Here is an 11,568-nt window from a genome sequence, read left to right as displayed (position 1 = left end):
ACTCCCCCCATCCCCCACTCCCCCTTCCCTGAATGTGGGTAGACTAGGGGTGGTAACTGGAATATAGTTCTGAGTTTTCAGTTTTGAGTTCTGAATTAGATTCTTCTACTCAATGCTCAAAATTTAAAACTCAAAACTTTTATTCCCGCTTCGGGTAGCCTTAGACAAACGTAAAACAGCTGTAGGCGATCGCTTGCATTTTAGTTTGTCTGTTTGCGGATTTTGTGACTAAATGCGCGTAAAAGGTTATCTGTTGGTACTGCAAGCTTATCGAGGAAATTGATGATAAAATAATTGCCAATTTTTAACCAGTACCGATTTCAGATTTGCTAATGCCTCCGGCAGGCTGCGCCAAGGTCTACGCTTTTGCAAGGCATTAACCAAAAATTTAGATTTGAAATTGATTTCGCCCACGTAAGGCGAGGCATTAGCCAAAAATCTGCCCTTTTAAATCAAAAATCTGAAACGATCGGGAAAACCCGCCTCTACAACTCGTCAAATCGTTAGATAAACAGCTGCCACTTCTGCCTAAAAATTAAGGGCTGCGATGCAAGTACAAGATTTTCTGGCTCGATACAAACAAGGAGAGCGGGATTTTGCCCATATTGACCTCAGTGGAGCTATTCTCACTGGTGTCAACTTGCAGGATCTTGACCTCACGGGCGCTAATCTCACGGGCGCTAATCTCAGCTGGTCATTTTTGAGTCGCAGCAAACTTCACGGCGCTTGTTTTCGCCAAGCTGACCTCCGCCATGCTAACCTTACCGGTGCCAATCTCAACCAAGCGATTTTGAGCGGAGCAAATCTTACCAAAGCGGATTTGCGTCTTGCCAATCTGCAAGAGGCTGATTTAAATTGGGCGGTGCTGGAGGAAGCAGATCTCAGCGGAGCCGACCTGCAAGGAGCTAAGCTGGATCAGAGCAATCTGGAACGCAGCAAACTCAACGATACCCAGTTGATGAGAGCGGAATTGATGGAAGCGAATCTGCGTCGTGCGAGCTTGATTAGCGCTAATCTCACGAATGCCAATCTCCGGGAAGCAACTCTGGAATCGGCGAATTTGCGAGAAGCCATTTTGATTAGAACTAATTTAACAGAAGCAAATCTAACTGGTGTTTGTTTGCGATCGGCTAATCTGAGTCAGGCAGACTTGCATCGGGTCGTGCTTACTGGTGCCGACTTGAGCGAAGCAAGCCTCCACAGTGCTGACTTGAGTCGAGCTAATTTGGCAGGAGCTTATTTGCTCAAAACCAGTTTGAGAAAAGCTTATTTATTGCGAGCAAATCTTCAAGATGTCTTGCTGTTGCGAGCGGATTTGAGCGAAGCAAATTTACGCGGTGCTTCTTTGCGACGAGCGGATTTATCGGGTGCTTATTTGAGCGACACAACTTTGAGCGAAACCGATTTGAGTGAAGCTTATTTACTGGAAAGTCATCTCATCCGCACGAATTTGGAACGGGCGCAAATGACAGGCGTCTGCATTGAAAATTGGCATATTGAAGATGTGGATCTTACTAAGGTTGAGTGTCGGTATGTTTATACTGATTTCAATCATGCCAATAAAAGCCCAACTCAGCGCTATCCTGTGGGTCGGGATTTGGCACCGGGAGAACTGGCAGAACAGTATCGAGAAGATTCATCGAATATCGAAATCGATTTTGCAGAAGAACCGAATTGGGAAGTGCTGATTTTTACTCTGGCTCAAATGGAATGCGAGTCTTCTGAGCTTACTCTCACAGTTAAATCTTTTGAATCGGCAGCTGGTCAGTATGTGCTGCGACTCGCATCGAATCGCTTGGTGAATGCTAAAATCCTGCGATCGCGCTTGTTGCAAATCTACCCGGAAATGCTCCATCGCTTCTTAGGTCGTCGCCATCAAATCCTTGGTCTGCTCGGTATCGTACCTCGTCAGGAAGATGGCTCGCCAACGCCAGATCCAACACAATCACCTCCGTCAAAAGCACCGCTAGGAAAGGATAAACAGGTGCAAATCTATCAAGAAGTTGTGCGCCAAATCGAAGCAATTTTGATGTCGCAGGCTCCCGAACAGATTGTCGATAGCGTACAGCGATTGCTCGATTATTTAAAGCGCCAAGGTATTTCAACTGAAGAAATTCAAAAGAAACTTATCGGTCAAGCGATCGCACGAAGAGCCAAGCGCGATTCGACATTTCAAGACAATCTTTTGCGTTGGGAAAAGACAGCTTCCGAGGCAGCTCGTACATCTGCGGTCGGTTCGGCTGTGCGGTTGGCGATCGCCCTTCTTTGGCAACAACCGCAACGTCCTTAATACGCATTTGCTTATAGTGGGGGAGTCAAAAGTCAAAAGTTAAAAGTCAAAAAAAAAGGGCTAGGGATTAGGGCGTCGGGGTTAGGGAAGAGCAAAGAGGGAAAAGATTAATTCTCTCGCTCCCCCGCTCCCCCGCTCCCCTAATCTCCCTCTTCCCCGACGCCCTAACCCCTAGCCCCTAGCCCCTAGCCCTAATTAAGGAGTCAGAAAGTCTAAATGATCGCCAGGAAGAGAGCGCAACTCCTCCACACAACCTTGCATTTTCAATTTCCCTTCCTCCAAAAAGACAATCCAATCCGCTCGATTAATAACTCTGGGGCGATGGCTGATTAAAATCGTAGTTTTACCTTCGCGATGATGCAACAGCTTATCGAGAACTTGTGCTTCGCTCACCGGATCTAAACCAGAAGTTGATTCATCTAAAATCAGCACGGGGGGGTCATTGACGATCGCTCTCGCTATTGCCAGTCGCTGTCGTTGTCCGCCAGACAGATTCGCGCCAAATTCACCCAATATAGTTTGATATTTATCCGGCAGGTTACTGATAAAATAGTCAGCTTCGGCAATCTGGCAAGCTTTGACGATCGTATCAAAAGTGACCGCATCTCCACTCAAGCGAAAGTTTTCCACGATCGATCGACTCCAAAAATGTGCTTCTTGAGGAACGAGGACAACCTGTTGTCGCAAACAGTCCAGCGAGAGGTCTTGCTGGTTATAATTACCAAACCGAATATTGCCAGATTGAAGTTGATACAAACCGGCAATTAGTTTGGCTATGGTACTTTTGCCGCAGCCAGATTTACCGATAATCGCCACAACTTTACCGCCGGGAATATTGACAGAAAATTCCTCTAGTAACTCAACTCTACCTGTATGGTGAAAATTCAGATTTGTGCAAACGATATCCGCATCATCGGGAATTTTGACAAAGTTTTTTTGAGACTTTCCTCGCTCTTCTGGGGTCGCATCTATGACTTCTCCGATCCGCTCGGTCGCCGTTTTTACTCGCGTGAATTCCTCTACAAATCCAATTGTAATGATAATGAATGCGAGAAAATTACCATTCATGGCGTTAAACGCCAATAGCTGTCCAATAGTTAACTCTTCTTGAATTACTAAGCTACTGCCAAACCAAAGCAAGCCAATTACACCTAGACCGTAAATTAGTTCGGAAAAAGTTTTGTTGATAATCGCAATTTGAATAGTGCGGAAGCTGACGTTGGCTAAGCGACCGAAGCGGCTTTGCAATTCTGACCAAAATTGCGGGGCAGATGAGGTAGTTTTCAACGTCAGCGCTCCTTTGAATGTTTCGACTAAAACCCCTTGATTTTCCGCTTCCAGTACTAATAAGTTGCGAACTTTTTGTTGCAGGGTGGGAAGTAGAAACAACGGCGTTAGGATCGTCAACAGTGCAATTAAACAGCTACAGATTGCCAGTTTCCAGGAGTAAAATACCATGAATCCCAAGGAAACAAGCGCAATAAACAACTGACTGGGCAAACCGATAACTACTTGAGAAACTAGCTGATTAATTTGTTGAATATCTCGCAATCTACTGACAATTTCGCCGCTGCGACGCGATTCGTAGTAGTTGAGGGGTAAGCGCAGAATTTGTCGTCCGAATTGCAAAACTAAATTTAATTCCAGACGTTGTGCAAAGTGTGCGACGAGGTTAGATTGCACTAATCCCAAACAGCTGCCGATGAGGTTCATCGCTACAACTGCGATCGCTACACCCCCAAGCAGCTTGCGATCGCCCCTCACCAACACATCATCAGTTAAGATTTGGATTAAAAAAGGTAAAGCGATGGAAAGCAAACCCAAGACAAAGTTGATGAGCAGCGCTTCCGCCAAAATGCCTCGGTAAGCCCAAATCGGCTTGAAAAAACGCCCAAAACCACCTACCTTATCGTTAGGTTGCTCGGAAAACCGAACCGGATCTGGCTCTACTAAAAGCATCACCCAATCCGTCCAGCATTCCGTTAACTGCTTCTTGGAAAGGTACAAAACACCAACTGCGGGATCGGCAATTACATACTTTCTGCCCCGCTTACCGTACAAAACAACCCAGTGATACCCCTTCCAGTGAATAATTGCTGGCAGGGGTGCTTCTTTAATTCTGTCTAAAATTTCCGGTGAAGCTCTCACTGAGCGAGCATTGAAACCCAGTGCATCTGCACCCTGTTTTAACCCCAGCAATGTCGTCCCCAGTTGCCCAGTACCTACAGCTTCCCGGATGCGGTTAATCGCAAAGGTACGTCCGTATTTTTTAGCAATAGAAGCAATGCAGGCAGCTCCACAGTCTTCTTCATTATGCTGTAGAACATTTGGATATTGCATGGTGAAAATTGATATGCAAAAAGTAAGGCATCTGTATCTCCACAGATGCCTATTTAGCTAAGTTACCTGATTTCTCTTTATAGCGTTTAGTCCACAAATCTAAACGTTTTCGACTTAGCAGGCATCCTGTAATTATGAGCCGCGCTTACCAAGCTTGGTAACACTTTGACGGCTGTGAACACACTGTGCTTCGCATCCACCGTTGATAGAAGCAGCTTCTTTAGCTTCGATTTCGGTGAAGAGAGGTGCTTTCTTGTTCTCTTTCATTTTGTCTACCTTTGATTTTACTGACAGAACTACTGATCTTGCTTCAGCATTAATACTAATAGCTTGGCTCAATTAGTGTCAAGAGGTTTAATGCTTGTTTTTCTCGGAAAAGTAGGGCATATCCCTTTACCAGACCTTAATTCTGGCGCTTCCAGCTTAATCATAAAGAATCCTAAACCAACTAGATTTATGTTTGACAGCTTGTCAAAGACAAATTAACAACAAATGATTATAATAAACGGTTCTAACTAATAAGAATGTGAGGATTGAATAAATGGGTGTGTCACCGACGAGAAAATACCTATTCGGTATTCCAACAGCGCTAGCAGTTGCTAGCCTACTGAACGTCAACCCGGTTCTCGCTCAAACCGTGTCCGATCGAGGTTCTGGTATATTGCAAACGGAGCCTGAGAACGCACAGCCAATTCTGGCTGAGAGTTATTTGAATGATGATTCAACTGTTCCCATCCAACTCGAACAGCTACAAGCAGCCTTAATAGAAGCTGAAATTGAGCTTCTAGAATCCGAGAAATTTTCCTATAAAGCGGCAGATTTGTTGCCAGAGGGTAATAATACTGGCTCTATTTTTCCGACAAATCCTACCAATCCTACCTTGAGATCTCAAGCAATAGCGCAAAGCGAAACAACTCGATCGAATTCGATCGCACCACAGCGATGGTACGTGCAGGCGGAAGCGCTATTCCTCAATCGCACCATCCCGCGAGGTATCTTAACTTCAGAAGTTGTAGACCTGAGCGTCGCAGAAACAGGTTCTCCTGAGAGAGGAGGTACTTTACGTACTGACGATGTAGCTTTTGACTACGAGTTGGGAACTAGAATTACAGTAGGCTACAGTCGCGATCGCAAAGATAGTATCAGTTTTTCTTTCTTTGGTTTGCAAGAATACAGTTCATCAGCTACGCTTGTTTCTCCTGAGCCCGGTCTGCCCAGCGATGTTGTTGTGGAAGTACCGACCGACGATACGCCGATACTTGACCCTAGCGAGTCTCTGGGAGACAAAATTAACATTCTTAATCAAGAGCCGCCTCTAGGTCTAGGAAATGGTAGTTTCGCTATCAGTCAGGCTTTTCTTCTCAGTTACGAACACCAGCTCGATTACAGCGCTAACCTCTACAACTTTGAGGTTAATTATCACAAAGAAGTCGCTTCATCCAATAATTTTCGCCCCTCTTGGTTGGTGGGAGTGCGGTATATCAGCGCTCCAGAAAAATTTAACTTAGCGACATTTGGTGCGGCGGCTTTTCCGGAAGAAGGTCTGCGAGCTTATCCCACAGGAGATTACAACATCGAGACTAGAAATAACTTGTTTGGTTTTCAAATAGGAGGCAACGCCAATATTGGAGTAAGTCGTAACTTTAGTATAGGCTTGGGAGCGAAAGCAGGTGTGTTTGCCAACAATGGCGATCAGTCAAGTACTATTAGCGCCTACGATTTTGATACGGGAGAGTTATTAGAAAGAATTAAAGGAGTTAAAAGTGAATGGGGACTTTCTCCTGTTGTGGAGGGAAGTATCTCTGCTAACTGGCAGGTTACTCCCAACGTTAGCTTAACCGCTGGGTTTAATTTAGTGTATTTATATGGCTTGGCATTAGCTCCCAGACAGTTTAGGGATTTTGCTGAGTCCGGTGAATTTGGCAGGCTGGATATGAGTGGCGATACACTGTATTACGGCCCTTCAGTGGGAATAAGAGTTGTTTTTTGATCTGATATAGCAACTGCCAGAGTTAGGATGTTGTTAATTCCTGAAACTCTCGATCCGACGCCCGACACCCTAACCCCAACGCCCTAGCTATATGTTTAGCGATCGCAATCCCGAATTTCTTCGCCCAGTTACTAGCGATGAGTTTCTCCCTCCTATAGGCAGGTGGACAACGCTAGGGGGGCTGTTTTTGGTGGGAACTGTTGGCGCGGCTTTCGCTCTTGCTGCCGTTACTGAGTACAATGTGACCGTAAAGGCTCCCGCCACAGTTCGTCCTTCTGGAGAAGTGCGGATAGTTCAAGCAGCAACGGAAGGAACGGTCAAAAGCATTTCTGTGACAGAAAATATGGCGGTAAAAGAAGGAGATGCGATCGCTACTATCGACGACTCCCAAGTGCAAACTAAAAAAAGCCAACTGATCGGCAGTATTCAACAAAATCAACTGCAACTCGCTCAGATCGCCGCTCAACTAAACTCCCTGCAAAACCAGCTAGTAGCTGAAAGTAACGGTACGGAACGTACTATCGCTTCCGCACAAGCAGATTTAGAGCGCAACGAAAGGGAATATCGCGATCGTCAAATTACCACTGCCAGTGAAGTGCAACAAGCGGAAGCAAACTTAAAAATAGCCCAGGCAGAGTTGCAAAAAGCTCAAGAAGAATTGCAAAGAGAGCAGGCGAATTTGCTTTCAGCAGACGCTAATTTAAAAGGAGCAGAAGCCAACTTAAAATCTGCCATTTCCAGGCGCGATCGCTATAAGCCATTGGCAGAATCGGGAGCAATTTCTAAAGATAGGTTGGAGGAAAACGAACTAGCAGTTCAGCAGCAAGAACAAACTGTTGCGGGACAAAAAGCAGCCATTGAAGCGCAAAAAAAAGCGATTGAAGGACAAGCACAAACCGTTGAAAGACAAAAACAATCTGTGGAAGTAGCTGCTGCCAAATTGCAAGCAGTTAAAACTGCACTCAACCCTACTAAAGCACCAATTGCGATCGCCCAACAGCGAATTGCCCAAGAAAAAGCTAAAGGTGAAGCAACTTTAGCTACGTTGAAAAAAGAACGAGAAGCTTTGATTCAGCGCCGCATCGAAATCGAAAATCAAATTAATCGCGATCGCAAAGAAATCCAGCAAATCGAAACCGAACTGACAAAAAGCATTGTGCGTTCGCCAGCAGATGGCACAATTCTACAATTGTATCTGCGAAACGCCGGTCAAACTGTGCGATCGGGCGAAGCAATTGCCCAAATTTCTCCCAGTAATGCCCCGATTGTCATCAAAGCTCGCGTTGCGGCTGAAGATATTGCTAAAATCACTCTGGGTCAAAAGTCCCTGCTGCGAGTTTCTGCATACGCCTATACAGATTACGGCGTTTTGCAAGGAAAAGTGAGTGCGATCGCTCCCGATGCTATTACATCTCAAAACAATAATTCCCCCTACTACGAAGTCACTATTCAGCCAGAAAAAGCTTATTTGCTGAAGGGCGATATTCAGTATCCCGTACAACCAGGGATGGAAATTACAGCAGATATTATTTCTAGAGAAGAAACTGTCCTCACTTTTATTATGAGAAAGGCAAGATTGCTAACAGATTTGTAGTTTGGGTGATTGATATCATACTTTTGTTAGATTGGCGATCGCCCTTCTTTGGCAACAACCGCAACGTCCCTAAGCTATCTAAGCGCATTTGGTAATACCGCTTCTCAAAATCGCTGTGACGTGACGATTGCGATCGCTTTAGCTCATCTATTTGTATGTTTGTGCATAGCTTTACCCAACAACTTAGTCTGATAAGTCGAGTTTTGTTTTCCCACCCAACCGATAATCTTGCCTGATTTTATTTTTCAATTTCCTTGACGATCCAAACAGGCCAAAAAGCGGCTATCCAAAGTTTAGTCGATCCTTTGAACAAAAGCTTGTCATTAGATTGAAAAACACATTTGTCATTGCCTAATGAAGCAAAGTAACAAACTAACCCTGAAAAAAAGTAAGCAGTTGTTGAAGATGCTAATATTAATAGTGTCATTGTTCCAGTTTCTAAGTTGATAACTGAAGGCTAATCAACGCTTTTATTCAAGCAATGTTGTAGATGCACCCTGGATAGCAGCGTTCTTCTATCCGGAAGTTTAACTAGAAGTACTGTACTATCAGACACATCCCTCGTTTGCGATCGACCGATCGTAGCTGGGAAATTTTTCAGACTGCACAGCACTGGTAAAAAACTCCTCCAGAATATAGTGGTTATCCAATTACCGTTTTTACAGAACGTCAGAGCTAAGCAGTAATTTTTCTGACGCTCTTTGTATGTTTTTTCAGGCCACTGAATAACTATACCTTAAGATAGATGAAAAAAGTGAAAAACTTGTGAATTACAATTTTTTTTTAAAGAAGACTAAACTTAGAGATCGAGCAGTCAGCTTCGTAATCTGACAAGCTTTTACGATTGTATCAAAAGTGACCTTATCTCCGCTCAAGCGAACGTTTTCTACGATCTGCTTCAAAAGAGCGGCTCTTCCCTACTTAGTGTGCTAATTTAACTTAAATTTATCCTCAAGGCTTTGTCCCGTAAGGCTTTGAGATTATTTACATCCAAAGTTTGCCCTATCGCATTACAGTACAAGTGCGATCGCCTTGAAATCGCAGCCAGCTTGGGTTTAGGGTACCAAAAAACTAATGATTTGGCACACTAAGTACGGAAGAGCCGATAAGTCTTGCTGGTTATCATAACTATATCCGCATCATCATCAATTTTGACAAAGTTTTTTAAGACTTTCGTTGATTATGCTGTAGAAAATTTCGATATTGTATGGTGAAACTTGATATGAAAAAAGTAAGGCATCTGTATCTGCACAGATGCCTTTTTAACTAAGTTACCTGTGTTATCTCCATCGCGTTTAGTCCACAAATCTAAACGTTTTGGACTTAGTAGGCATTATGTAATTATGCGCCGAGTTTAGCAAACTTAGTAAACTTTTGACGGCTGCGAACGAACTGTGCTTCGCTTCCACCGTCGCTCGAAGCTGTTTTTTTAGCAACGATTTCGGTGAAGAGAAGCACTTTCTTGTTCTCTTTCATTTTGCCTACCTGATATTTTACTGACAGGACTACTTATCTTGGTTCAGCATCAATCCTAATATTTTACTTAATTACTGTCAAGAGCTTTCCGGCTTATTTTAGTGATAAAAGTAAGTTATATAGCTTTACCAGAGCTTAATTTTCGGACTCTGAGATTAATTATAAAGAATCTTAAATCAAGGTACTTTATGTTTGACAGCCTGTCAAAGACAAATTAACAACAAATGATTATAATTAACCGTTTTAAGTAAAAATAATGTGAGGATTGCATAAATGGGTGTGCCACCTGCGAATCAATGCTTACTGGTTATTCTAACGGTGGTAGCAGTTGCTAGCCTACCGAACGCGAACCCAGTTCTGGCTCAAACTTTGTCAGATGGAGGTTCGGGTTTTCCGACACCAGATCGATTACAGCGATTACCGGAATGAGACCGATATACCGTTCGTCAGCTGCGCGATCGCATTTGGAAATCACCGACAAAAATCTTGCATCAGTTGCCATCACCCGACGGGTCATCAATTCCCCGCTTCATAGCGAAAGTCGGATAAATCCGACTGAATACATATTTTATTTCTTCAGTCCACTTGAGTGGACTTTCGCTATTAGCCTTCTGAGTGCTTTCGTTAATCACAATTCCGAGTTCCTTCTCAGTGAAGGTTTGGAATCCATCGAATTATTTTTCAATTAAGGTGATTCAAGTGTGGGGAATCTCAACCTCGATCGCTCTTCCGTACTTAATTATCCTCAAAATCGATCGCAACCAATGGACTAGATACCGCGAAATACAGCCCCACTAAAATTACAGCAAATGCCAATAAATTGAGCCAAGCTAATGTTTCTCCAAATATCCACCAAGCAAACATACCTGTCAAAATTGGTTCTAGCAAAAAAACTAGAGCCACAAAAGATGCAGATAATTTCTGAATACTATATATTGTTAAAAAATGTACTAGCATACCATTAATCCCCAAAAGAATAAGACCATACCACCCTTGCCACGATATGGGGAATAGTTGCTCTTGGTTAATTAAAGCAATCGGTAAAGTTAGAATAACTCCTAACCCGTAACACCAGAGAATTGTGGTGTCAGCACTCACTTGAGATCTCACTCTTTCTACAGTCATTAAATACGCCCCAAATACCATACTAGAGACTAGGCTAACAAGATCTCCTTGGATGTTGTCAGTTTCTAATTTCAGGTCATTTAATCCAAGTAAAATCATTCCCCCTATAGCTATAGCAGTACCCATCAAGAAGTTTTTATGAAAGCGTTTTTTGAAAAACAACCAGCCCACTATTGTAGTAAAAAAAATGGAGAAATTATGAATCAATGCAGAGTTGGCAACATTAGTCTGAGTCAGAGACCATGACCATAAAACCGACATCGCAGCTAGAAAAGATCCTGATAATAATAATAAGAATATTGTCTGATTAGTATAAGGTATTGCCAGGGATTTCTCCTCATCAAGTTGACTAGACAGATTTGGAGATTTAATCCAAAAGCGGCGTGCAGCTGCCAAGCCATGCCATAATAGTAAAACTGTTGTGGCTATCCAGTAGCGGTTAAAGATGATCGCATCTGGTCCGATTTCGGTTTGGCAAAATCGCATCAATATTGGTGTGAAGGTACAAATGATAACAGCTACTAATATAGCCGCGTTTGCCAGCAAATTTGATTCTTTTGTGACAATTTGTGGGGATTGCTCTAACATTGACATAAGGAAAATTGCAGTTGATTCAAATTTAAATTGTAACTGCTATTTTAGCATATTTTATTAAAAAATATTAAATAATGTTAGATTATTTATAGTTGTACAAGTTTAAAAGCAATATGGCCACGATGGCTTAATTCCATCACACTCATTCCTGTAGCTTTG

9 protein-coding genes are annotated in these 11,568 nt (G+C 43.2%); 3 read left to right on the top strand and 6 right to left on the bottom strand.

Annotated features, from left to right (window positions below):
• The first annotated feature begins 547 nt into the window (after window positions 1–547).
• A complete protein-coding gene (locus H6G03_RS22695; RefSeq protein ID WP_190468884.1) occupies window positions 548–2,290 on the top strand; it encodes a pentapeptide repeat-containing protein in 1,743 nt (580 codons plus the stop codon).
• Between the two features lie 195 nt (window positions 2,291–2,485).
• On the opposite strand, the gene H6G03_RS22690 is transcribed toward H6G03_RS22695, so the two are convergent.
• Together H6G03_RS22690 and H6G03_RS38945 are read right to left on the bottom strand one after the other, a co-directional pair.
• Window positions 2,486–4,630 (bottom strand): peptidase domain-containing ABC transporter, encoded by a 2,145-nt coding sequence (locus tag H6G03_RS22690; RefSeq protein WP_190468882.1) that lies wholly within the window; start codon window positions 4,628–4,630, stop codon window positions 2,486–2,488.
• Window positions 4,631–4,762: 132 nt separating this feature from the next.
• Window positions 4,763–4,897: a hypothetical protein gene (locus tag H6G03_RS38945; RefSeq protein ID WP_255512269.1), complete on the bottom strand. Its 135-nt coding sequence runs from the start codon at window positions 4,895–4,897 to the stop codon at window positions 4,763–4,765.
• A gap of 274 nt (window positions 4,898–5,171) precedes the next feature.
• On the opposite strand from H6G03_RS38945, the gene H6G03_RS22685 reads away from it, so the two are divergent.
• Together H6G03_RS22685 and H6G03_RS22680 are read left to right on the top strand one after the other, a co-directional pair.
• Window positions 5,172–6,620 carry a BBP7 family outer membrane beta-barrel protein gene (locus H6G03_RS22685; protein WP_190468878.1) on the top strand — a complete coding sequence of 483 codons (1,449 nt, stop codon included), beginning with the start codon at window positions 5,172–5,174 and terminating at the stop codon, window positions 6,618–6,620.
• Window positions 6,621–6,711: 91 nt separating this feature from the next.
• Window positions 6,712–8,214, top strand: coding sequence for an HlyD family efflux transporter periplasmic adaptor subunit (locus H6G03_RS22680; protein WP_190468875.1), 1,503 nt, complete (start codon window positions 6,712–6,714; stop codon window positions 8,212–8,214).
• 1,341 nt (window positions 8,215–9,555) lie between these two features.
• On the opposite strand, the gene H6G03_RS38940 is transcribed toward H6G03_RS22680, so the two are convergent.
• From H6G03_RS38940 to H6G03_RS22665, 4 genes are all read right to left on the bottom strand, one after another.
• Window positions 9,556–9,690 carry a hypothetical protein gene (locus H6G03_RS38940; RefSeq protein WP_255512268.1) on the bottom strand — a complete coding sequence of 45 codons (135 nt, stop codon included), beginning with the start codon at window positions 9,688–9,690 and terminating at the stop codon, window positions 9,556–9,558.
• Between the two features lie 331 nt (window positions 9,691–10,021).
• A complete protein-coding gene (locus H6G03_RS22675; RefSeq protein ID WP_206756641.1) occupies window positions 10,022–10,210 on the bottom strand; it encodes a hypothetical protein in 189 nt (62 codons plus the stop codon).
• On the bottom strand, window positions 10,182–10,322 hold the full coding sequence (locus H6G03_RS22670) for a hypothetical protein (protein WP_190468866.1): 141 nt from the start codon (window positions 10,320–10,322) through the stop codon (window positions 10,182–10,184). Before H6G03_RS22670 ends, H6G03_RS22675 begins: the two co-directional genes overlap by 29 nt.
• Before the next feature lie 103 nt (window positions 10,323–10,425).
• Entirely contained in the window at window positions 10,426–11,409 is a 984-nt protein-coding gene (locus tag H6G03_RS22665; RefSeq protein WP_190468864.1) for a DMT family transporter, read from the bottom strand.
• Window positions 11,410–11,568 lie beyond the last annotated feature (159 nt).

The organism is Aerosakkonema funiforme FACHB-1375 (assembly GCF_014696265.1).
In the GTDB taxonomy this organism is placed as follows: domain Bacteria; phylum Cyanobacteriota; class Cyanobacteriia; order Cyanobacteriales; family Aerosakkonemataceae; genus Aerosakkonema; species Aerosakkonema funiforme_A.
This window is presented reverse-complemented; position numbering and strand designations above follow the sequence as displayed.

Coding starts and splice junctions, on each gene's coding strand:
- H6G03_RS22680 (WP_190468875.1), top strand. CDS start 6,712: ATGTTTAGCGATCGCAATCCCGAATTTCTTCGCCCAGTTACTAGCGAT.
- H6G03_RS22690 (WP_190468882.1), bottom strand. CDS start 4,630: ATGCAATATCCAAATGTTCTACAGCATAATGAAGAAGACTGTGGAGCT.
- H6G03_RS22685 (WP_190468878.1), top strand. CDS start 5,172: ATGGGTGTGTCACCGACGAGAAAATACCTATTCGGTATTCCAACAGCG.
- H6G03_RS38940 (WP_255512268.1), bottom strand. CDS start 9,690: ATGAAAGAGAACAAGAAAGTGCTTCTCTTCACCGAAATCGTTGCTAAA.
- H6G03_RS38945 (WP_255512269.1), bottom strand. CDS start 4,897: ATGAAAGAGAACAAGAAAGCACCTCTCTTCACCGAAATCGAAGCTAAA.
- H6G03_RS22695 (WP_190468884.1), top strand. CDS start 548: ATGCAAGTACAAGATTTTCTGGCTCGATACAAACAAGGAGAGCGGGAT.
- H6G03_RS22665 (WP_190468864.1), bottom strand. CDS start 11,409: ATGTCAATGTTAGAGCAATCCCCACAAATTGTCACAAAAGAATCAAAT.